Raw genomic sequence first — 20,410 nt, 5'->3', positions numbered from 1 at the left:
ATGGAATCCCATCTTTCCGACATTTCCCGGGTCATCCAGCTGGCGGTTGCTCCGGTATTCCTGCTCACCGCCGTCGCCACCCTGGTGTCCACCCTCAACGTGCGCCTCGGCCGCAACGTGGACCGGCGCCGTCTGCTGCAGGACCGCCTGAACAAGGCCGATGGCCATGCCGCCGCCGACCGGCTGGAATTGCGCATCCTGCTGCGGCGCATCCGCCTCATCTATTTCGCCATCCTGGCCGCCGTGTCCGGCGCCCTGCTGGTCTGTCTGGTGGTGGCCGGTGCCTTTCTCGGCGCGCTCCTGGCCGTGGACCTGGCCCGCATGGTGGCCGTGCTGTTCATCCTGGCCATGGTCGCCCTGATTGCCAGCCTGGGTATTTTCCTGCGTGAAGTGTTCCTGGCCGTAAGCAACGCCACCCACCACCTGCCGTAACGTTCCATTCAGACCGCCCCACGGGCGGGGACGCCCCTCCTTCTCCCTGGGCCTATAATTCAGCCTTTCCCGTTTTTTAGGCCCACTGCATCCGCTCTGGGCCCGGTTTGCGTTGACTGCCCCTGCCTCTTCCCCCGCGACGAACGCCGCATCCGCCCTGCTCGACCTGATGGCGGCGGCCCTGCCGGCGCGCCTGCCCGCCCCCGGCGAGCGTACCGATGCCCCCTCCTTGCCCGGCTCCGCCGACGCCCTTTACCTGGCGGCGGCAGCCACCCGCATCAAGCGCCCCCTGGCGGTGGTCACGGCCTCGGCCCAGGACGCCCAGCGCCTGCTCGACGAAATCCCCTGGTTCGCCCCGGGGCTGCGGGTCAAACTGCTGCCGGACTGGGAAACCCTGCCCTACGACAACTTCTCGCCCCACCACGACCTGGTGTCCGAGCGTCTGGCCACCCTGTGGGCGCTGTACAAGGGCGAGTTCGACGTGGTGCTGGTACCCGCCTCCACCGCTGTGGTGCGGTTGGCCCCGCCGGCCTTCCTGGCGGCCTATACCTTCCACTTCAAGAAGGGTGAGCAGCTCGACGCCGAGGCCTTCCGCGCCCAGGTCACCCTGGCCGGCTACACCAACGTCACCCAGGTGGTCTCCCCGGGCGAATACTCGATCCGCGGCGGGCTGATCGACCTGTTCCCGATGGGCTCGCCGCTGCCCTACCGGATCGACCTGTTCGACGACGAGATCGAGACCCTGCGCGCCTTCGACGCCGATTCCCAGCGCAGCCTCTACCCGGTGCCCGAGGTGCAGCTGCTGCCGGCCCGGGAATTTCCCATGGACGACCGAGGGCGCACGCTGTTTCGCCAGCGCTTCCGCGAGGTGTTCGAGGGCGACCCGGCCAAGTCCGGGGTCTACAAGGACATCTCCAACGGCATCCCCTCGGCGGGCATCGAGTACTACCTGCCCCTGTTCTTCGAGGAAGGCGACGCCGCCACCCTGTTCGACTACCTGCCCAAGGACGCCCTGTTCTGCCTGCACGGCGCGGTGGACGAAGCCATCCGCGACTTCGCCCGGGACACCCAGTCGCGCTACAACCTCCTCCAGGGGGACAAGGCCCGCCCCCTGCTGCCGCCGGAAACGCTTTTCCTCAACGAGGAGGCGTTCTTTGTCGCTGCAAAAAACTACGGGCGGCTGGCCCTGCGCCCGGCAGTCAGTGCCGCGGCAGAACTGGCGGCATCCCTGCCAGCCGTAGCGGTGGACCGCCGCGCCGAGGATCCGCTTACCGCCCTGAAGGCGTTTACCGGCGGCTTTGCCGGGCGGGTGCTGCTGCTGGCCGAATCCGCCGGCCGGCGTGAAACCCTCAACGAGATGTTCGCCGAGCACGGCCTCAAGCCGGCGGCCAGTGCCGATCTGGCGGCCTTTGCCAGCCCGGGGGCACCCCAACTGGCCCTGGGGGTCGGCCCTCTGCAATCGGGTTTCATCGTTGGTGCAGGCAGCGACGCCCTGGCTTTCGTCACCGAGACCGAGCTGTACGCCGGCAGCCCGCGCCGCGCCAAACGGGCAGCGCAAAAGAAAGCCAGCCTGGACAACTGGCTGAAGGACCTGACCGAGCTCAAGGTCGGCGACCCGGTGGTGCACGAGCAGCACGGCATCGGCCGCTACCTGGGCCTGGTGACCCTGGACCTGGGGGAAGGCAACACCGAGTTCCTGCACCTGGAATACGCCAACGACGCCAAGCTGTACGTGCCGGTGTCCCAGTTGCACGTCATCTCCCGCTACTCCGGCGCCGACCCGGACGCCGCCCCGGTGCACACCCTGGGTTCGGGCCAGTGGGAAAAAGCCAAGCGCCGCGCCGCCGAGCAGGCCCGCGACACCGCCGCTGAACTGCTCGCGCTGTACGCCGCCCGGGCCGCCCGCCAGGGTCATGCCTTCGCCTTCAAGGCCAGCGACTACGACGCCTTCGCCGACGGTTTCGGCTTCGAGGAAACCCCGGACCAGGCCGCCGCCATCGCCGCGGTGATCGACGATATGAAGTCGGGCAAGCCCATGGACCGGCTGGTGTGCGGCGACGTGGGCTTCGGCAAGACCGAGGTGGCCCTGCGCGCCGCCTTCGTGGCCGTGGCCGGCAACAAGCAGGTGGCGGTGCTGTGCCCCACCACCCTGCTCTGCGAGCAGCACTACCAGACCTTCTGCGACCGTTTCGCCGATTGGCCGGTGAAGATCGCCGAGATTTCCCGCTTCAAGACCGCCAAGGAAACCGCCCAGGCGGTGAAGGATCTGGCCGAGGGCAAGATCGACATCCTGATCGGCACCCACAAGCTGATCCAGCAGGACGTGAAGTTCCCCAACCTGGGGTTGGTCATCATCGACGAGGAACACCGCTTCGGCGTGCGCCAGAAGGAGGCCCTGAAGGCCCTGCGCGCCGAGGTTGACGTGCTGACCCTGACCGCCACGCCGATCCCACGCACCCTGGCCATGAGCCTGGAAGGGCTGCGGGACTTCTCGGCCATCGCCACGGCGCCGCAGAAGCGCCTTGCGATCAAGACCTTCGTCTCCAAGTTCTCCGACGGCATCATCCGCGAGGCGGTGCTGCGCGAATTCAAGCGCGGCGGCCAGGTGTACTTCCTGCACAACGAGGTCGACACCATCGACAACATGCGCGAGAAGCTGACCAAGCTGCTGCCGGAAGCGCGCATCGCCGTGGGCCACGGCCAGATGCCGGAGCGAGACCTGGAACGGGTGATGCGCGACTTCACCCAGGGCCGGGCCAACCTGCTGCTGTGCACCACCATCATCGAGACCGGCATCGACATTTCGAACGCCAACACCATCCTCATCAACCGGGCCGAAAAGTTCGGCCTGGCCCAACTGCACCAGCTGCGCGGCCGGGTCGGCCGCTCCCACCACCAGGCCTACGCCTACCTGCTGGTATTCGACGAAAAGGCCCTGACCAAACAAGCCAAGCAGCGCCTCGAAGCGATCCAGATGATGGAGGAGCTGGGCTCGGGCTTCTACCTGGCCATGCACGACCTGGAAATCCGTGGCGCTGGCGAGGTGCTGGGCGAGAACCAGTCCGGCGAGATGCAGGAGGTGGGTTTCAACCTGTACACCGAGATGCTCAACCGGGCGGTGGCGGCCTTGAAGCAGGGTCGCGAGCCGGACCTGGCCCAGCCCCTGGGGGTGGCCACCGAAATCAACCTGCACGTGCCGGCCCTGCTGCCCAACGACTACTGCCCGGACGTGCACGAGCGCCTGTCGCTGTACAAGCGCCTGGCCAACTGCGAGGCCGACGACGAGATCGGCGCCCTCCAGGAAGAACTGGTGGACCGTTTCGGCGAACTGCCCGCCCAGGCCCAGTCGCTGCTCGCCACCCACCGCCTGCGCCTGCTCGCCAAGCCCCTGTGCGTGCAAAAGCTCGATGCCACCCGGGAACAGGTGACGGTGCAGTTCAGCCCGGAATTTTCGAAGAATCCGCCCATCGAGCCGATCAAGATCATCAACCTCATCCAGACCGACCGGAACTACAAGCTGGCCGGACAGGATAAACTCGCTCTTTCCCGCTCCTGCCCGACCCTTGCCGACCGAGTGGCCGCGGTAAAGGACCTGTTCAAGAAACTGACCGCCTGATGCACCGGCGCCCCTCCCGGGCGCCCCTTAACGCAAGAAAGCGCAAGAAGCCAACGCCATGATTGAGCAAGCCATCGAAGACCTGCACGTCGCCGCATTCGACCCCATGCCCACGCCCCGGGAGGTCCTGGACCGGATCCCGATGACCGAGGCCGCCGCCACCACCGTGGTGCAGGGCCGGGAAACCCTCAAGGCCATCCTGGATGGCAAGGATCACCGCGTCTTCGTGGTGGTGGGCCCCTGCTCCATCCACGACCCGGTGGCCGGCCTGGACTATGCCCGGCGCCTCAAGGCCCTGGCCGACGAGGTGTCCGACACCCTGGTGCTGGTGATGCGCGTCTACTTCGAAAAGCCCCGCACCACCGTGGGCTGGAAGGGGTACATCAACGATCCGTACATGGACGACTCGTTCCGCATCGACGAGGGCATGGCCAAGGCACGCCAGTTCCTGCGCGACGTGAACGAGCTCGGCCTGCCCGCCGGCACCGAGGCCCTGGACCCGATCTCGCCCCAGTACCTGGGCGACCTGATCGCCTGGACCGCCATCGGCGCCCGCACCACCGAATCCCAGACCCACCGCGAGATTTCCTCCGGCCTCTCGACCCCGGTGGGCTTCAAGAACGGCACCAGCGGCGACCTGACCGTGGCGGTCAACGCCATCCTCTCCGCCTCCCGGCCCCACTCCTTCCTCGGCATCAATTACGACGGCGGCGTGACCATCGTGCGCACCACCGGCAACCCCTACGGCCACGTGGTGCTGCGCGGCGGCGACGGCCGTCCCAACTACGACACGGTGTCGATCACCCTGGCCGAGGCCGCCCTGACCAAGGCCAAGCTGCCGGCCAACATCGTGGTGGACTGCTCCCACGCCAACAGCTACAAGAAGCCCGAATTGCAGCCCCTGGTGATGGCCGACGTGGTCAACCAGATCCGCCTGGGCAACAAGTCCATCGTCGGCACCATGATCGAATCGAACATCGAGGCCGGCAACCAGCCGATCCCCGCCGACCTGTCCCAGCTCAAGTACGGCTGTTCGGTCACCGACGGCTGCGTGGACTGGGCCACCACCGAGAAGATGCTGCGCGACGCCGCCACCCTGCTGCGCGACGTGCTGCCCAGCCGCCGCGGCTGACTCTTCGTAGACCCGACTCCTTCACCCTTACCGCGGCGGCCCCTCGGCCGCCGCACGACTTTCTGCCATGCTCGACCTCGTCATCCAGGGCGGCCCCCTGCCCACCTTCCTCCTCGATCGCCTCGTCCAGGCCACCGGCGCCGCCCGGGCCGAGCCCCGCGCGCCCCAGCTGCACCGGCTCTACGGCGTGACCCGGCCGGCCGACTTCGCCGCCACCCTGGAACCCCTGCTCGCCGCCGAAAAGCTCGACTGGGCCTTCGTTCCCGCCGGCAAGGCCCTGTCCGACTACGGCCTGATCTGCTTCGACATGGACTCGACCCTGATCACCATCGAGTGCATCGACGAGCTGGCCGATTTCGCCGGCAAGAAAAAGGAAGTCTCGGCCGTGACCGAAGCCGCCATGCGCGGCGAGATCGACTACCGGGAAAGCCTGCGCCGCCGCCTGGCCCTGCTGGCCGGGCTCGATGCCCGGGTGCTGGCCCGGGTCTATGGCGAACGGCTGCTGCTCTCCGACGGCGCCCGCCCCCTGCTCGAAGCGGTCCAGGCCGCCGGGCTGCGCACCGCCATCCTCTCCGGCGGCTTCACCTACTTCACCGAGCGCCTGCGCATCGAGTTGGGTTTTGACTTCGCCACCTCCAACGAACTGGAGATTTCCGGCGGCAAACTCACCGGCCGGGTGGTCGGCGACATCGTGGACGCCAGCGCCAAGGCCCACCACCTGTGCCGCCTGCGCGACGAGCTGGGCCTGACCCGCGACCAGGTGATCGCCGTGGGCGACGGCGCCAACGACCTGATGATGATGGCCGAGGCCGGCCTGTCGGTGGCCTTCCGCGCCAAACCGGCGACCCGGGAAAAAGCCTCGGTCGCCTTCAACCACGTCGGCCTGGACGGGCTGGTCAACCTGTTCGTGTAATCGTGTAATCCTGTCATAGGCAGGTCGCAAAGCCGCGCCAGTATTGGCGCTCCGACCCGCCTGCCCGCAACCCCGCGCCAGTCGGGCATCTTCAGACCCCCTGCCCGAAGATGCCCGACTGGCGTGGCTTTCCGGATCGCTCCCCAAAACCGTGCTGCCCGATACCGCCCAACGTCACCACTACGCCTGGCTCTCCATCGCCGCCGCGCTGCTCACCATTACCCTCAAGACCGTGGCCTGGTGGATCACCGGCTCGGTGGGCCTGCTCTCCGACGCCCTGGAATCCTTCGTCAACCTGGCCGGCGCCGGCTTCGCCCTGTGGATGATCCTGGTCACCCGCACCCCGCCGGACGACGGCCACCCCTTCGGCCACGGCAAGGCGGAATACTTCTCTAGCGGTTTTGAAGGTGGCCTGATCTTCGTCGCCGCCCTGGCCATCGTCGGCACCGGCGTGCAGCGCCTGCTCCACCCGGAACCCCTGGAAGCCCTGGGCTGGGGCATGGCCTTCTCCGGCCTCAGCACCCTGATCAACTTCGTTGTCGCTCTCACCCTGGCCCGGGCCGGCAAGCGCTTCAACTCGATTGCCCTCACCGCCGACTCGCGCCACCTGATGACCGACGTGTGGACCTCGGTGGGCGTGGTCGCCGGCGTGCTGCTGGTGGCCCTCACCGGCCAGAACTGGCTCGACCCGGTCATCGCCATCGCCGTGGGCCTGCACATCATGCTGGAAGGCTGGCGCCTCGGCCAAACGTCGGTGGACGGCCTGATGGACCGCAGTCTGGAACCGGAGCAACTGGCGGAACTCACCACCGCCCTGGACGCGGTGCTCCCGCCGGAAGCCACCTACCGCAACCTGAAGAGCCGCCGCGCCGGCACCCAGTCCTTCGTCCAGGTGGACATCCTGGTCCCCGGCGACTGGAGCGTCACCCGGGGGCACGACCTGCTCGATGCGGTCGAAGCCCGGCTAGAGGCCACCCTGCCCGACCTGGCGGTGACGACGCACCTGGAGCCGCGGGAGGCATCGAACCACGGGTAAGAAACACATCACAACGAAGCTGTGTCACATAGCAAAAGGGCCGATTCCACAAGGAATTCGGCCCTTTTTCTTACGCAAAAACTGCGTGTTAGCACTCAGCCTTTATATCGGCTAACGACCCAATTGCGACATCCCGGTTTCAAATCTTGCAGCCCGAAAGCTGACATTCTGCTCAGGTCTAGGTCGAGATTACGCTGACCTCTAAAATCCGCATTTGAGTATGCGAAAGTTCTAAGGCATGGATGGCTTAATGGCATTACACGGTGCCAACGCTTCACGCAACTTCGTCATTGCATCGCTGTGGGCGACCGCTACCCACTCGGGCTTGAATTCCATTGCCAAGGCCATCCTCTTGATGCACGCAGGAATGACTCCGGAATTTTCAACAGCCTCATAGTATTCAGTAACGGAAGCTTCTGCATCCATCGCGGCTTCAAAGATTCCTGCTGCATTCAAACAATTAAGCATCACCGAGCCAACGACCGATTCACACTTTTCTATGACGTGCAGTAAGTATTTGTCAAAGGCAACGAATGTAATTCTTCCATTCCGATTTTTAACCTCCGGCTCCGCAAGAATCATTGGAAAGTCGCCATCAAAATGAGCAGCAGACGTGATGTCCAACCCGCGATGAACAATCGCATTGCGCAGCTCACGAATATAGAAGTAGTTCGCCTCTCCGTCCTGGAATCCATCAAACACAAAGCGCGAATACAATTGCGCTTCAAAGTTATTTGGCTGCAGCGTAGTCGTTTCGCGGAATAGTTCGGTCGCTGCAAGAAGATTTAAAAAGTAGCCAGAGTAATGGACTCTGATGTCCGTCCGGTCAGTGACTGAGAGCGGTGCGCGGAAAGAGAGTGCGGAGCGCAGTGCAGTCTTTCTTGCGAACATGTACCACGATAGCGAATACAACATGTCTCGGTTGGCGATGCTCAAGGTTGCCATTGGCTCTCTGTAGACGCTGACTATTAGATAGGCCAAAGATTGCAGCTACGAACTAGACTGACCGAAAACAGCCCCTAAAGCAGCCGGTCTTGACCGTCCGCTCCAAGACTGGACTGGATCACCCCTGCAACGGCTCCAACTGTGCCCGCTCCGCCAGACAATCGCTCTCCCCCAGCGCAAACTCGCGGCAGATGAACGGGCGCCGCTCGTAGATGCGGCAGAGCATGGTGTCCCGGTCCAGGGCTGCGCACCAGCCGTCGTCGAGGCGGGCCATCACCCAGCCGCCCCAGGCATCCTGCTCGGTGAGTGGTTCGGGCACGTCGTCGTCGCCCATCAGCATCACTTCGAGCTGACAGCAGCAGGCGCGACAGGTGGCGCAGGAGATCTCCGCCGTCAGCGGCGAACTATCGTTCTCAGGGGAGGCGGCCGGCCAGGGGAGGATGGCGTCGAACGGCGCGACCAAGGCGAGGCGGCCTCAGCCCTGCACCGCGAACTGACGCAGGTCGTCGAGGCGGGCGTATTGCAGGGCGCCGTAGTGGCTGGCGGCCAGCACCACCTGGGGGGCGTGGCCGGCCACGAAGGCTTCTTGCCAGCGCGGGGCGCACAGGCACCAGCGGTCGCCGGGTTTTAGGCCGGGGAAGCCGTATTCGGGGCGGGGGGTGGAGAGGTCGTTGCCCCGGGCTTTGGAGAATTCGAGGAACTCGGCGCTCATCACCGCGCAGACGGTGTGGCTGCCCAGGTCGTCGGGCCCGGTTTCGCAACAGCCGGTACGGTAGAAGCCGGTACGCGGCGCGCCCTGGCCACCGCTGCACGGCGCCAGGGGCTCGCCGAAGACGTTGAGCTGAGGCCCGCCACCGGGCAGGTCGGACATGGTGCTCATGGGCGCCCCGCTCTCTGCCGCTTACTCGGCTTCTTCGATCCAGGCGGCCTGGATGGCCTCCAGGATGCGCTCGCCGCAGTGCTTGGGATCGTCGGCGAAATCGGGCAATGCCATCACCCAGTTCATCAGGTCGACGAAATTGACCTTGGTCGGGTCCACGTCCGGGTGCGCATCGAGCAGTTCTTCAGCGATGCGCAGGGTGTCGGTCCACTTGAATCCGCTCATGGTGCTCACCGGTGTCCTTCCTTGGCCATGTTGATCGAGTAACGGGGGATTTCCACCGTCAGCGGGGTATCGCCCACCTTGGCCTGACAGGACAGACGCGAGGTGGGCTCCAGGCCCCAGGCCTTGTCGAGCAGGTCTTCCTCGGTTTCGTCGGCCTCACCCAGGCTCTCGAAGCCTTCGCGGATCACCACGTGGCAGGTGGTGCAGGCGCAGGACATCTCGCAGGCGTGCTCGATCTCGATGTCGTGCTTGAGCAGCACTTCGCAAATGGTCTGGCCGGGTTCGGCGTCGATGAGGGCCCCTTCCGGGCACAGTTCCCCGTGGGGCAGGACGATGATCTGGGTCATTGCTTTTCTTCTCCGGCCGCAGCGCCGCCCAAGGCGCTTTCGGCTACTTCGGTCACTTTCTTGCCGGCCAGGGCGCGGCGGATGGATTGGTCCATGCGGCGGGCGGCGAATTCGTTGGTCGAATCCACCAGCGCGTCCATGGTCAGGTTGATGGTGCGACGGTTGTCCCCTTGCAGCACGTCCTGAAGCTTGGCCAGCGCCTGGTCGATTTTTTCTCGTTCAGCCGGGTTGAGCAGGTGGGCATCTTCCGCCAGGGCGACCTGGGTCGCTTCGATCAAGCGTTGGGCTTCCACCCGGGATTCGGTCAGGGCTCGTAGGAAGGCGTCGTCCTTGGCGTGGGCCATGGAGTCCTGCAGCATGGTGGTGATCTCGTCGTCGCTCAGGCCGTAGGACGGCTTGACGGTGACGCTGGCTTCCACGCCGGAGATGGTCTCCCGGGCGGTCACCGAAAGCAGGCCGTCGGCATCCACCTGAAAGGTGACGCGAATGCGCGGCGCGCCGGCCACCATGGGGGGAATGCCGTGCAGCTCGAAGCGGGCCAGGGAACGGCAATCGGACACCAGTTCGCGCTCGCCCTGCACCACGTGCACCGCCAGGGCGGTCTGGCCGTCCTTGAAGGTGGTGAATTCCTGGGCCCGGGCGATGGGGATGGTGGAGTTGCGCGGGATGATCTTCTCGGTAAGCCCGCCCATGGTTTCCAGGCCCAGGGACAGGGGGATCACGTCGAGCAGCAGCCAGTCGTCGTCGCTGGTGCGGTTGCCGGCGAGCAGGTCGGCCTGCTTGGCGGCGCCCAGGGCCACCACCTTGTCCGGGTCCAGGTTGTTGAGCGGTTCCTGCTTGAAGTACTCGGCCACGGCGCGCTGGATCTGCGGCATGCGGGTGGCACCGCCCACCATCACCACGCCCTGGATGTCGTCCGGGCGCAGGCCGGCGTCGCGCAAGGCCTTCTTGACCGGCTGGATGGTCTTGGACACCAGGGTCTGGGAAATCTCGGTGAAGATTTCGGTGGTCAGCACCACGTCCACCGTCTCGCCACTCTTCAGGCGCAGGTTGATCGGCGCGGTGTCGTGGGTGGTCAGGTATTCCTTGGCCTCCCGGGCGCGCTCCATCAGGCGGCGGGCGTCCTCAGCCGACGGCGGGCTGATCTTGGCGGTCTCCAGCATCCAGCAATAGATGCGGTGGTCAAAATCGTCGCCGCCCAGGGCCGAATCGCCGCCGGTGGACAGCACCTCGAACACGCCCTTGGCCAGGCGCAGGATCGAAATGTCGAAGGTGCCACCGCCCAGATCGTAGATGGCGAAGACACCCTCGGAGTTGTTGTCCAGGCCATAGGCGATGGCCGCCGCGGTGGGTTCGTTGAGCAGGCGCAGCACGTTCAGGCCGGCCAGCTTGGCGGCGTCCTTGGTCGCCTGGCGCTGGGCATCGTCGAAGTAGGCGGGCACGGTGATCACCACACCCACCAGATCGCCGCCCAGGGCGGCTTCGGCGCGCACCTTCAAGCACTTGAGGATTTCCGCGGAAATTTCCACCGGGCTCTTCACCCCAGCCCGGGTGCGCACCCGGACCATGCCCGGGGCCGATTCGAATTCGTAGGGCAGCGCTTCGGCGTGGGCGATGTCCTGCAGGCCGCGACCCATGAAGCGCTTGACCGAGGCGATGGTGTTGCGCGGATCGTCGGCCTGGTGGCGCTGGGCCTCCCGGCCCACTTCGATGCTGCCGTCGGGCAGGTAGCGCACCACCGAGGGCAGCATGGAGCGGCCCTGCTCGTCGTTGAGCACCTTGGCCATGCCGCTACGCACGGTAGCGACCAGGGAATTGGTGGTACCCAGGTCGATGCCCACGGCGAGCTTGTGTTCGTGAGGGGCGGCGGACTGGCCGGGTTCGGCGATCTGGAGAAGGGCCATGGCTCTCGGGTAGAAAAAGGTTAGATACGGCGCCGTCGTAACGGCGTCAGGCAACTCGGGCCCGGGGCAAAACGGAAAATCGTCAGGCGTCTTCCAGATCGGCCAGAGCGTCGTCTACCTCGGTCAGCAGTTTTTCCAGAAACATCAATTCGCGGACCTTGTCCGCAGCCTCGATGTAAGCGGATTGCTGGTCGATCAACGCCCCCAGCTCGTCGTAGCGTTCGGCCAGGGTGTGCTTGAGACGGCGATGGATGTCTTCCAGGGCGGCGAGATCGCCGGCAATGCGAGCCTCCATCACCCCTTCACGCCACTCCATCTGCTCCATGAGGAACTCCGGCGCCATGGCGGTGTTGCGTTCCGCATCCACGTCATGGCCGTGCAGTTCGAGCAGATAGCGGGCCCGCTCCAGCGGGCGACGCAGCACCCGGTAGCCTTCGTTGACCCGGGTGGCCCACTGCATCGAACGGCGCCGTTCGGCGTCGGTGCTGCCGGCGAAGCGATCCGGATGGACCTCGGCCTGCAGCACCCGGTAGCGGCTGTCGAGGGCCGACCGGTCCAGCTCGAAAGTAGTCGGCAACTCGAACAGGGCGAAGTAGTTGGCGCTCAGATCCATCAGACTTTGAAGCTTTCGCCGCAGCCGCACTGATCCTTGACGTTGGGGTTGTTGAACTTGAACCCCTCGTTGAGACCTTCCTTGGCGTAGTCGAGCTCGGTGCCGTCCAGGTAGGGCAGGCTCTTCGGATCGATCACCACCTTGACGCCATGGCTCTCGAACACCTGATCCTCGTCACCCAGCTCGTCGACGAATTCCAGCTTGTAGGCCATGCCGGAACAGCCGCTGGTACGCACGCCCAGGCGCAGGCCGACGCCCTTGCCGCGCTTGCTGAGAAAACCGGTGACGTGCTTGGCGGCGTTTTCAGTGAGAGTGATAGCCATGATGACTCCTGAAGAAGACTAGAAAAAACGGTCGGCCGGCAGGGCTGCCTTGTGGGCGGCCCCGCGGCGGGATTACTTGTCGTCCTGCTTCTTCTTGTAGTCGGCCACGGCCGCCTTGATGGCGTCCTCGGCGAGGATGGAGCAGTGGATCTTCACCGGCGGCAGGGCCAGTTCCTCGGCGATCTGGGTGTTCTTGATCTCGAGGGCCTCGTCCAGGCTCTTGCCCTTGACCCATTCGGTCACCAGGGAGCTGGAGGCAATGGCGGAACCGCAGCCGTAGGTCTTGAACTTGGCATCTTCGATGACGCCGTCCTTGCCCACCTTGATTTGCAGCTTCATCACGTCGCCGCAGGCGGGAGCACCCACCATGCCGGTGCCGACGCCTTCTTCGTCCTTGGTGAAGGAGCCGACGTTGCGGGGGTTTTCGTAGTGATCCAGCACTTTTACGCTGTATGCCATGATGTTTCTCCTAGGGTCAGGGGTGCGTGGGCCAGTATTGGTGACTTAGTGGGCAGCCCACTGCACGGTGTTCAGGTCGATGCCTTCTTGCACCATCTCCCAGAGGGGAGAGAGCTCGCGCAGCTTGCCGATCTTCTTGTGCATCAGGTCAATGGTGTAGTCGATCTCTTCCTCGGTGGTGAAGCGGCCGATGGAGAAGCGGATCGAGCTGTGGGCCAGTTCGTCGTTGCGGCCCAGGGCACGCAGCACGTAGGACGGTTCCAGGGAGGCCGAGGTGCAGGCGGAGCCGGACGACACGGCCAGGTCCTTGACCGCCATGATCATCGATTCGCCTTCGACGTAGGCGAAGGAAATGTTCAGGTTGTGGGGCACCCGGTGCTCCAGATCGCCGTTCACATAGACTTCCTGCATATCGGTGAGACCCTTCAGCAGGCGCTGCTGCAGCGTGGCGATGCGGACGTTCTCGGCCGCCATCTCTTCTTTGGCGATACGGAAGGCCTCGCCCATGCCGACGATCTGGTGGGTGGCCAGGGTGCCAGAACGCATGCCGCGCTCATGGCCGCCACCGTGCATCTGGGCTTCCAGGCGGATACGCGGCTTGCGGCGCACGTACAGGGCGCCAATGCCCTTGGGGCCGTAGGTCTTGTGGGCAGAGAAGCTCATCAGATCGACCTTGAGCTTGTCCAGGTCGATATCCACCTTGCCGGTGGCCTGGGCGGAATCCACGTGGAAGATCACGCCCTTGGCACGGCAGATCTCGCCGAGCTCGGCGATGGGCTGAACCACGCCGATTTCGTTGTTCACGAACATCACCGAGGCAAGGATGGTGTCGGGACGGATCGCCGCCTTGAACACGTCCAGGTCGAGCAGGCCGTTGTCCTGAACGTCCAGGTAGGTGACCTCGAAGCCCTGGCGCTCCAGTTCGCGCATGGTGTCGAGCACAGCCTTGTGCTCGGTCTTCACCGTGATCAGGTGCTTACCCTTGCCGGAATAGAAATGGGCCGCCCCTTTGATCGCCAGGTTGTTCGACTCGGTGGCGCCGGAGGTCCACACGATTTCCTTGGCATCGGCCCCCACCAGCGCAGCCACCTGCTCGCGGGCCTCTTCCACCGCCGCTTCGGCAGTCCAGCCGAAGGAGTGGGAACGGGAAGCGGGGTTGCCGAAATTCTCCACCAGGTAGGGGATCATCTTTTCCGCGACCCGGGGATCCACCGGGGTGGTGGCCGAATAGTCCAGGTAAATCGGCAGTTTCAGCATGTTTCTGTGCTCCGTTGAGTCAATAGGGTCGAGGGGCGGGGCAGTATTTTACCGCCTGCGCCCGGTCAAGCTGCCAAGGTGGATAGGCTTTTCAAGCGTTCCACCGTCTGTTTTAGGGTTTGCAAAAAACGCTCCACGTCGGCGAGGGTGTTGCCCTCCCCCACGCTGACGCGCACCGCGCCCCGGGCCAGGCCGGCGTCCACGCCCATCGCCGCGAGCACATGGGAGGGCTCGGGGTTGGCGGAGGAGCAGGCAGCGCCGCTGGCGCAAGCGAAGCCTTCCCGGTCGAGCTTGCCCACCAAGGTTTCGCCGTCGATGCCGGAAAACGCAAAGTAGCTGGTATTGGGCAGGCGCGCCGCATCGTCCAGCCCCTCCGCACCGAAACGGGTCGCCCCCAGGCCGACCAGGCCCGTTTCCAGCGCCTGGCGCAGGGTACGCATGTGTTCGCTCCGACGGGCCAGGCCCGCCACCGCCAAAGTGCAGGCATGGCCAAAACCGACGATGGCCGCCACGTTCTCGGTACCGGAGCGCAGGCCACGCTCATGGCCACCGCCGGCAATCAGGGGCTGGAGATCGACACGCTTGTCGAGTACCAGGGCCGCCGCGCCCTTGGGGCCGTAGATCTTGTGCGACGAAACCGTCATGGCGGCCACGCCCAGGGCGCGGAAGTCCACCGGCATCTTGCCCAGGGCCTGCACCGCATCGGTGTGGAACCAGGCCCCTGCCGCGCGGGCTTGCGCCGCCAGGGCCGCCACGTCCTGCACCACCCCGGTTTCGTTGTTGGCGAGCATCACCGACACCAGCAACGGATGGGCAGCCAGGGCCGACGCATAGGCATTGGGGCACAGGCGTCCAAGCGGATCGACGGCAATCTTGGTCACGGCCCAGCCCGCCCGCGCCAGCTGCTCGGCCGGCTTGATGACGCAGGGGTGCTCGATGGCCGAAACCGCCAGGGCACCGGGCTTGCCCACCAAGGTGGCGCCCTTGAGGAAGAGATTGTTGGCTTCCGACCCGCCGCTGGTAAACACCACCTCGGTGGGATGGGCACCGACGGCGGCCGCCACCTGTTCCCGGGCCTCGTCCACTGCCCGGCGCGCCGCCCGGCCGTACTCGTGGCGGCTGGAGGGGTTGCCGTACTGCTCGCGCAGGTAGGGCAGCATGGCCTCCAGCACCTCGGGAGCGACCGGGGTGGTGGCGTTGTGGTCCAGGTAAGCGGGGGCGAACACGGCGTCAGCCTTGGGTATCCAGGGAAAGCAAGATCAACGAAGGGCCTTATACCGCGGCCATGGATTTGGCCGGGCTACGCTGCAGCGACGCAGCCGGGATATTGGTCACGCCGCCGGCCACCGCAGCAGCGTCCGCATCGACATGGCGGGCCTGCTGCTGGGAAACCAGATCGGCGAGAAACACCGAACTCAGGTACTCGTACATCTTGAGGTTGAGCGTGGTCCACAGATCGTGGGTCATGCAGCGGTGCTCGCCGTGACAGTTCTCGCGTCCGCCGCACTGGGTGGCATCGAGAGGCTCGTCTACCGCACGGATGATGTCGGCTACGGAAACCTGATCCAGGGGCCGGGCCATGCAGTAACCGCCTCCGGGACCGCGCACGCTCTCCACCAACTGGTGCCGGCGCAATTTACCGAACAGCTGTTCCAAGTAGGAGAGGGAAATCTTTTGCCGTTCGCTGATACCGGCCAGGGTCACGGGCCCGTCCTGACCGCGCAGGGCCAGGTCGATCATGGCCGTAACCGCAAAACGTCCCTTGGTGGTGAGTCGCATGGCAACCTCGCAGTCTCGATTTTCGATCTCTATGACGTAATGATTCAGGAAATCGGTAAACACAGCCTCAACACAAGGCCAGCCCAATACCTGATCCGTTTAGTCAACTATAGCAATACCCGTTTTTTTCAGTCAACTATTTAGTCAACTATTTTACTCAGGTATTTGGGATCGAACTTGTCGGCCGTCTCCAAGGCCTCTTCCGCCGACAGGCCCATCTGCTCCAGACGGGCGATCAGCAAGGCAAGACGGCGGTCGGTTTCCACCGCGTGGTCGAGCAGACCATGGATGGCCTTGGTCAGGGGATCGTCCTCGGTGCGCCCCACGGCGTAGGCGGAGAAGCCCATTTGCTGGGCCATCTCCATGCGCGCCTTGTCCTTGTCGCCCTCCTCACGCAGCACCACCCGGGCCGGATTACCCACGGCGGTACCACCGGCGGGGACTTCCTTGACCACCACCGCGTTGGAGCCAACCTTGGCACCTGCGCCAATGGTGATCGGGCCGAGGATCATGGCGCCGGCCCCCACCACCACCCCGTTTTCCAGGGTGGGATGGCGCTTGCCCTTGTTCCACGAGGTGCCGCCTAGCGTGACGCCGTGATAGAGGGTCACGTCGTCGCCGATCAGGGCCGTCTCGCCAATGACCACACCCATGCCGTGGTCGATGAAGAAGCGCCGGCCGATGGTGGCGCCGGGGTGGATCTCGATGCCCGTGAAAAAGCGCGCCAAGTGCGAGGTGAAGCGCGCCAGCCAACGCAGGCGATGCCCCCAGAACCAATGTGCGATCCGGTGCATCCACACCGCGTGCATGCCCGGATAGCAGGTCAGCACCTCCCACACCGAGCGGGCGGCCGGGTCGCGGTCGAATACGGAACGGATGTCTTCGCGCATGCGCTTGAACATGGAAGCGGTCTCTTCGGGCTACGGGGATTGAGAGGAAAGCAGAAAAACGGGATTTGATTAAATTCTAAATTACCCGACTTTTTCACTCAACTTTTATTCCGGGGACGATGCCTTGGCGGGCGCCATTTTGGCCTCCACCGCCGCCAGCAATCCGCGCAGGATATTGACCTCGTCTCGCTCAAGTCCGGCCCGGGCGAACAGGCGGCGCAGCTTGGGCATCAGGCGTTTGGGCTGGGCAGGGTTATGGAAGCCGCTGTCGATCATCACCCGTTCCAGATGGGCAATGAACCCTTCAACGTCCTCGAACGCCGCCGCCGGCGACGAAAACGGCGTGGCCACGGTCGATTCCGGCGGACGCTGGTCGTAGGCCGCCATGCGCACCTCCCAGGCGAGCAACTGCACCGCGGCCCCCAGGTTGAGGGAGCTGTAGGCCGGATTGGAGGGAATGGTCACCAGCCGGCTGCAGCGCAGCGCCTCATCGTTGGACAAACCAACCGTCTCGTTGCCGAACACCAGGGCCACCTCACCTCCCCCTGCCTCGTCCGGGCGGGACGCCAGATCGACCAGGGTCGCCGCCGCCTCCCGGGCAGCCAGGGGCGGCGGCCCCACTTCGCGCTTGCGTGCCGACAGGGCCAGGGACATCACGGTGCCGGCCAGGGCCTCGTCCAGGGTGGCGCAAACGTGAGCGGCTTCCAGCACGTCCTGGGAACCGGCTGCCCGAGTGGTGGCCTCTTCATCGGGAAAACTCTTCGGCGACACCAGCACCAGCCGGGTCAGCCCCATGGTTTTCATCGCCCGGGCGGCCGCCCCGATGTTGCCCGGGTGGCTCGGCCGGCACAACACGATGCGGATACGCGCCAGAGCCGCTTCGACAGGGCCCGGGGAAGGAAGGAGAGGCGTGAGAACGGTGTTCATAGTAAAATGCAGCCATTAAACGAGTCGGGCGGCCCCAGCAGGCGCCGCCCGATTTGCTATTTTTTAGCGAAGTTGGCGGCTAGCGACCCAGCTAGTCCGGCACTAACGGAACCGGGATCCGGTTCCGCATTTCGGTTCTTTATCACCATGCATCCAGCCCTGAATATCGCCATCAAGGCGGCGCGCCGCGCCGGTCAGATCATCAACCGTGCCTCCATGGACCTGGACCGTATCCAGGTGGCCACCAAGCGCCCCAAGGATTTCGTCACCGAGGTGGACCAGGCAGCCGAAGCGGCCATCCTGGAAGTCCTGAAAGAGGCGTATCCGAATTACGGAATTCTAGCAGAAGAGACCGGCGCCACTCCCGGCAAAGGCGCCCAGGGCGAGGAATTCCAGTGGATCATCGATCCCCTGGACGGCACCACCAACTTCATCCACGGCTTTCCCCAGTACGCCGTGTCCATCGCCCTGGCCCACCAGGGCGTGGTCACCCAGGCCGTGGTGTACGACCCCAACCGCAACGAGCTGTTCACCGCCACCCGCGGCCGCGGCGCCTTCCTCAACGACCGGCGCATCCGCGTCTCCAACCGGGTCAAGCTGTCCGAAACCCTGATCGGCACCGGCTTCCCCTTCCGCACCTTCGACCATGCGGACGCCTACCTGAACATCTTCCGCGAAATCACCGAAAAGACCGCCGGCGTACGCCGCCCGGGCGCCGCTGCCCTGGACCTGGCCTACGTCGCCTGCGGCCGCCTCGACGGTTTCTGGGAATTTGGCCTGGCCCCCTGGGACAGCGCAGCCGGCTCCCTGCTCATTCTCGAAGCCGGCGGGCTAATTTCCGACCTGGCCGGCGAAGGCAACTTCCTCGACAGCGGCAACGTGGTCGCCGGCAACCCCAAGGTGTTCGGCCAACTGCTGCCGATCATCCAGGCCCATCGCGGCGATCGCCTGCCCGCCTGACAGTACGGCCGCAATACAGCCGAACGGGAGCCCGCGGGCTCCCGTTTTTTTCATCCGGACAGCAGCAGGCCAAATCACAAAAAAATAACCCGGCGTCGCAAGCGAACACCGGGCAAGGGGGAGGAAAACGGTTCTGGGTGACGGAATCGGGGAGCTATCGACAGCCCCTATCCCGACAGCAGCTTTGCCACAGGGCTTGCCTGATCGGACATCACATCGGGTGGCACCGCAACAACGCCGCCGCTCGCCCGGCAGTCAAATTCAGGAGCTCAGGTCCGGGCGGTAACGGTGCCGTTCACCACCTTTACCTTGTCGCCCACGGCCACGGCCGGGACGTGGGATTGGGACACCGTGCGGTAGGAACCATCGTCCATGCGCACTGTGATGCGGTAGGTGGTTTCCTTGCGCACATTCTTCTCGATGGCGTTGCCGGCGAAGGCACCGCCAACGGCGCCAAGCAGGGTCATGGCGGTACGGCCGTTGCCATTACCCATCTGGTTACCCACCAGGCCGCCGGTCACCCCGCCGGCCACGGCCCCCAGGCCGCTGCCACTGCCTTCCACCTCAACGGCCCGCACCGATTCCACCACGCCGCAACTGGCACAGATCGGAGCGGCGGCCATCTGACCTGCTTCGCTGGCGTTAGCGGCCGGGTTACTAGCAGCGCCGGAGCGAACCTGCAAGGGCGCCTGCCGGTGGCTGCGCGGCGCGGCGGCCGGACGGGGCTCTGCCGGCGGCGCCAGAGGCTCTGCGCTGCGATTCACCTCGGCCCCGTTGCGGGCGCCCTCCTCCGGCACCAAGGCCTTGGCCGCCCCCTCGGCGGCGGCGCTTTGCACCGACGGGGTGGTGGATTGGGCATGAGGCAGCAAGCCCGTCATGGCCGCCACCCCCATCAGGCTGAAGACCGTGACCGAAACGGCAGCGGCGGTCAGCAGCGGATGCAAGCGGGGCTTGGCGGCCAGGCTGGGGGAAGCGGCATCCTGGGGCGAAGCACCGGTCGGGGAGGTCGGAATCGTCGTCGAAGCGTTCATGGGGATCTCCTGAGTTCTTGTCGTTGATGGGTGCCGGCAGCGCCAAGCGCTAGTGCGGCACCGGGTAGCAGATGAATCGCAGCGGGCGATCAATCGTCATCGCGCCAGCCGTGGCGGCCGCGCCAATGCTCATGACGGCCCCAGCCGCGTCCCGGCGGGCCGTAGTAGGGATAAGGGGCATAGACCGGACGGGGCGCGTAGGCCGGCACCACGTAGACCGGCGGCGGGGGCGCATAGACTACCGGCGGCGGGCCATAGACGTAGGCGGGACGGGGCGGGGCGTAGTACGACGGGCGGGAACCGCTGACGACCACCCCGGTGGCGGCCCCCAGGGCCCCGCCGACAATGGCGCCATCGCGACCGCCCACGGCGGAGCCGACGGCCGCGCCTGCAGCGCCTCCCAGGGCGCCGCCAATCACGGCGTCACCGCTGAAGCCACCATGGGCCAGCGCCGGGGTGGCACTTCCCAGCAGGGCGGCGGTTAGACCGGCCAGCACAGCGGGGAGCACGAAACGACGGGTGCGAGACATGTTTTTTTCCTCCAGGATCGACGCCCGAGTGGGCATCGTTGTCTAGTCCATCGCAACAGCCGTGCCAGGACCATCCCGGGGAAGAAAAAACATCACTACATCAAGGAACTAGGAACACTAAAAAGCAGCGGCAGCCGGGGCCCGGACGAAATCGTGACGACAACGCCCCGGACCCGTCGGGCCAGCACGACAGCCCGGTAGGCAGAGAACC

22 protein-coding genes are annotated in these 20,410 nt (G+C 65.3%); 6 read left to right on the top strand and 16 right to left on the bottom strand.

The features are described 5' to 3' along the window. From OTERR_RS07235 to OTERR_RS07215, 5 genes are all read left to right on the top strand, one after another. Complete coding sequence (locus tag OTERR_RS07235; protein WP_149425297.1) at positions 1-432, top strand: DUF2721 domain-containing protein; 432 nt, start codon at positions 1-3, stop codon at positions 430-432. A 169-nt stretch (positions 433-601) separates the two neighbouring features. Then, complete coding sequence (gene mfd, locus OTERR_RS07230) at positions 602-4,048, top strand: transcription-repair coupling factor (RefSeq protein ID WP_149426466.1); 3,447 nt, start codon at positions 602-604, stop codon at positions 4,046-4,048. Between the two features lie 58 nt (positions 4,049-4,106). Further along, positions 4,107-5,180, top strand: a complete 1,074-nt coding sequence (locus OTERR_RS07225) for a 3-deoxy-7-phosphoheptulonate synthase (protein ID WP_054620642.1) — start codon at positions 4,107-4,109, stop codon at positions 5,178-5,180. A gap of 67 nt (positions 5,181-5,247) precedes the next feature. Next, positions 5,248-6,093 carry a phosphoserine phosphatase SerB gene (gene serB / locus OTERR_RS07220; RefSeq protein ID WP_054620641.1) on the top strand — a complete coding sequence of 282 codons (846 nt, stop codon included), beginning with the start codon at positions 5,248-5,250 and terminating at the stop codon, positions 6,091-6,093. Between the two features lie 151 nt (positions 6,094-6,244). After that, complete coding sequence (locus OTERR_RS07215) at positions 6,245-7,129, top strand: cation diffusion facilitator family transporter (RefSeq protein WP_246154385.1); 885 nt, start codon at positions 6,245-6,247, stop codon at positions 7,127-7,129. Between the two features lie 231 nt (positions 7,130-7,360). Here OTERR_RS07215 and OTERR_RS07210 read toward each other — a convergent pair whose 3' ends face one another. From OTERR_RS07210 to OTERR_RS07145, 14 genes are all read right to left on the bottom strand, one after another. After that, positions 7,361-8,074 carry a hypothetical protein gene (locus tag OTERR_RS07210; protein ID WP_149425296.1) on the bottom strand — a complete coding sequence of 238 codons (714 nt, stop codon included), beginning with the start codon at positions 8,072-8,074 and terminating at the stop codon, positions 7,361-7,363. A gap of 118 nt (positions 8,075-8,192) precedes the next feature. Next, the gene (locus tag OTERR_RS16710; protein ID WP_149426464.1) at positions 8,193-8,414 is read right to left on the bottom strand and encodes a YkgJ family cysteine cluster protein; all 222 of its coding nucleotides are present in this window, start codon (positions 8,412-8,414) and stop codon (positions 8,193-8,195) included. A 135-nt stretch (positions 8,415-8,549) separates the two neighbouring features. Continuing rightward, on the bottom strand, positions 8,550-8,954 hold the full coding sequence (locus OTERR_RS07200) for a DUF2237 family protein (protein ID WP_054620632.1): 405 nt from the start codon (positions 8,952-8,954) through the stop codon (positions 8,550-8,552). Between the two features lie 21 nt (positions 8,955-8,975). Then, positions 8,976-9,179 (bottom strand): Fe-S cluster assembly protein IscX, encoded by a 204-nt coding sequence (iscX, locus tag OTERR_RS07195; protein WP_054620728.1) that lies wholly within the window; start codon positions 9,177-9,179, stop codon positions 8,976-8,978. Positions 9,180-9,184: 5 nt separating this feature from the next. After that, positions 9,185-9,526: an ISC system 2Fe-2S type ferredoxin gene (gene fdx, locus OTERR_RS07190; RefSeq protein WP_054620631.1), complete on the bottom strand. Its 342-nt coding sequence runs from the start codon at positions 9,524-9,526 to the stop codon at positions 9,185-9,187. Further along, positions 9,523-11,430 carry a Fe-S protein assembly chaperone HscA gene (hscA, locus tag OTERR_RS07185; RefSeq protein ID WP_149425295.1) on the bottom strand — a complete coding sequence of 636 codons (1,908 nt, stop codon included), beginning with the start codon at positions 11,428-11,430 and terminating at the stop codon, positions 9,523-9,525. The genes fdx and hscA overlap by 4 nt, the downstream gene beginning before the upstream one ends. Before the next feature lie 82 nt (positions 11,431-11,512). After that, positions 11,513-12,043, bottom strand: a complete 531-nt coding sequence (gene hscB / locus OTERR_RS07180; protein ID WP_054620629.1) for a Fe-S protein assembly co-chaperone HscB — start codon at positions 12,041-12,043, stop codon at positions 11,513-11,515. Further along, positions 12,043-12,366, bottom strand: coding sequence for an iron-sulfur cluster assembly protein IscA (gene iscA, locus OTERR_RS07175; protein ID WP_054620628.1), 324 nt, complete (start codon positions 12,364-12,366; stop codon positions 12,043-12,045). The genes hscB and iscA overlap by 1 nt, the downstream gene beginning before the upstream one ends. 72 nt (positions 12,367-12,438) lie before the next feature. Continuing rightward, entirely contained in the window at positions 12,439-12,825 is a 387-nt protein-coding gene (gene iscU, locus OTERR_RS07170) for a Fe-S cluster assembly scaffold IscU (protein WP_054620627.1), read from the bottom strand. Positions 12,826-12,870: 45 nt separating this feature from the next. Then, a complete protein-coding gene (locus OTERR_RS07165) occupies positions 12,871-14,082 on the bottom strand; it encodes an IscS subfamily cysteine desulfurase (RefSeq protein ID WP_149425294.1) in 1,212 nt (403 codons plus the stop codon). Positions 14,083-14,147: 65 nt separating this feature from the next. Next, entirely contained in the window at positions 14,148-15,308 is a 1,161-nt protein-coding gene (locus tag OTERR_RS07160; protein WP_149425293.1) for a cysteine desulfurase family protein, read from the bottom strand. Between the two features lie 46 nt (positions 15,309-15,354). Further along, on the bottom strand, positions 15,355-15,861 hold the full coding sequence (gene iscR / locus OTERR_RS07155; protein WP_054620624.1) for a Fe-S cluster assembly transcriptional regulator IscR: 507 nt from the start codon (positions 15,859-15,861) through the stop codon (positions 15,355-15,357). Between the two features lie 140 nt (positions 15,862-16,001). After that, complete coding sequence (gene cysE / locus OTERR_RS07150; protein ID WP_054620623.1) at positions 16,002-16,763, bottom strand: serine O-acetyltransferase; 762 nt, start codon at positions 16,761-16,763, stop codon at positions 16,002-16,004. Between the two features lie 93 nt (positions 16,764-16,856). Next, entirely contained in the window at positions 16,857-17,678 is an 822-nt protein-coding gene (locus tag OTERR_RS07145) for an RNA methyltransferase (protein WP_149425292.1), read from the bottom strand. A gap of 147 nt (positions 17,679-17,825) precedes the next feature. Between OTERR_RS07145 and OTERR_RS07140 the strand changes: the two genes are divergently transcribed. Beyond that, entirely contained in the window at positions 17,826-18,638 is an 813-nt protein-coding gene (locus OTERR_RS07140; protein ID WP_054620621.1) for an inositol monophosphatase family protein, read from the top strand. 269 nt (positions 18,639-18,907) lie between these two features. On the opposite strand, the gene OTERR_RS07135 is transcribed toward OTERR_RS07140, so the two are convergent. Beyond that, positions 18,908-19,669 (bottom strand): outer membrane lipoprotein, encoded by a 762-nt coding sequence (locus OTERR_RS07135; RefSeq protein ID WP_149425291.1) that lies wholly within the window; start codon positions 19,667-19,669, stop codon positions 18,908-18,910. A gap of 89 nt (positions 19,670-19,758) precedes the next feature. Then, the gene (locus OTERR_RS07130) at positions 19,759-20,199 is read right to left on the bottom strand and encodes a hypothetical protein (protein WP_054620619.1); all 441 of its coding nucleotides are present in this window, start codon (positions 20,197-20,199) and stop codon (positions 19,759-19,761) included. Between the last annotated feature and the right edge of the window lie 211 nt (positions 20,200-20,410).

This window comes from Oryzomicrobium terrae (genome assembly GCF_008274805.1).
Taxonomy (GTDB): domain Bacteria; phylum Pseudomonadota; class Gammaproteobacteria; order Burkholderiales; family Rhodocyclaceae; genus Oryzomicrobium; species Oryzomicrobium terrae.
This window is presented reverse-complemented; position numbering and strand designations above follow the sequence as displayed.

What these genes read in the sequence shown, in the direction of transcription:
- OTERR_RS07235 (WP_149425297.1), top strand. Translation starts at nt 1, where the DNA reads ATGGAATCCCATCTTTCCGACATTTCCCGGGTCATCCAGCTGGCGGTT.
- mfd (WP_149426466.1), top strand. Translation starts at nt 602, where the DNA reads ATGGCGGCGGCCCTGCCGGCGCGCCTGCCCGCCCCCGGCGAGCGTACC.
- OTERR_RS07225 (WP_054620642.1), top strand. Translation starts at nt 4,107, where the DNA reads ATGATTGAGCAAGCCATCGAAGACCTGCACGTCGCCGCATTCGACCCC.
- serB (WP_054620641.1), top strand. Translation starts at nt 5,248, where the DNA reads ATGCTCGACCTCGTCATCCAGGGCGGCCCCCTGCCCACCTTCCTCCTC.
- OTERR_RS07210 (WP_149425296.1), bottom strand. Translation starts at nt 8,074, where the DNA reads ATGGCAACCTTGAGCATCGCCAACCGAGACATGTTGTATTCGCTATCG.
- OTERR_RS16710 (WP_149426464.1), bottom strand. Translation starts at nt 8,414, where the DNA reads ATGCTGATGGGCGACGACGACGTGCCCGAACCACTCACCGAGCAGGAT.
- OTERR_RS07200 (WP_054620632.1), bottom strand. Translation starts at nt 8,954, where the DNA reads ATGAGCACCATGTCCGACCTGCCCGGTGGCGGGCCTCAGCTCAACGTC.
- iscX (WP_054620728.1), bottom strand. Translation starts at nt 9,179, where the DNA reads ATGAGCGGATTCAAGTGGACCGACACCCTGCGCATCGCTGAAGAACTG.
- fdx (WP_054620631.1), bottom strand. Translation starts at nt 9,526, where the DNA reads ATGACCCAGATCATCGTCCTGCCCCACGGGGAACTGTGCCCGGAAGGG.
- hscA (WP_149425295.1), bottom strand. Translation starts at nt 11,430, where the DNA reads ATGGCCCTTCTCCAGATCGCCGAACCCGGCCAGTCCGCCGCCCCTCAC.
- hscB (WP_054620629.1), bottom strand. Translation starts at nt 12,043, where the DNA reads ATGGATCTGAGCGCCAACTACTTCGCCCTGTTCGAGTTGCCGACTACT.
- iscA (WP_054620628.1), bottom strand. Translation starts at nt 12,366, where the DNA reads ATGGCTATCACTCTCACTGAAAACGCCGCCAAGCACGTCACCGGTTTT.
- iscU (WP_054620627.1), bottom strand. Translation starts at nt 12,825, where the DNA reads ATGGCATACAGCGTAAAAGTGCTGGATCACTACGAAAACCCCCGCAAC.
- OTERR_RS07165 (WP_149425294.1), bottom strand. Translation starts at nt 14,082, where the DNA reads ATGCTGAAACTGCCGATTTACCTGGACTATTCGGCCACCACCCCGGTG.
- iscR (WP_054620624.1), bottom strand. Translation starts at nt 15,861, where the DNA reads ATGCGACTCACCACCAAGGGACGTTTTGCGGTTACGGCCATGATCGAC.
- cysE (WP_054620623.1), bottom strand. Translation starts at nt 16,763, where the DNA reads ATGTTCAAGCGCATGCGCGAAGACATCCGTTCCGTATTCGACCGCGAC.
- OTERR_RS07145 (WP_149425292.1), bottom strand. Translation starts at nt 17,678, where the DNA reads ATGAACACCGTTCTCACGCCTCTCCTTCCTTCCCCGGGCCCTGTCGAA.
- OTERR_RS07140 (WP_054620621.1), top strand. Translation starts at nt 17,826, where the DNA reads ATGCATCCAGCCCTGAATATCGCCATCAAGGCGGCGCGCCGCGCCGGT.
- OTERR_RS07135 (WP_149425291.1), bottom strand. Translation starts at nt 19,669, where the DNA reads ATGAACGCTTCGACGACGATTCCGACCTCCCCGACCGGTGCTTCGCCC.
- OTERR_RS07130 (WP_054620619.1), bottom strand. Translation starts at nt 20,199, where the DNA reads ATGTCTCGCACCCGTCGTTTCGTGCTCCCCGCTGTGCTGGCCGGTCTA.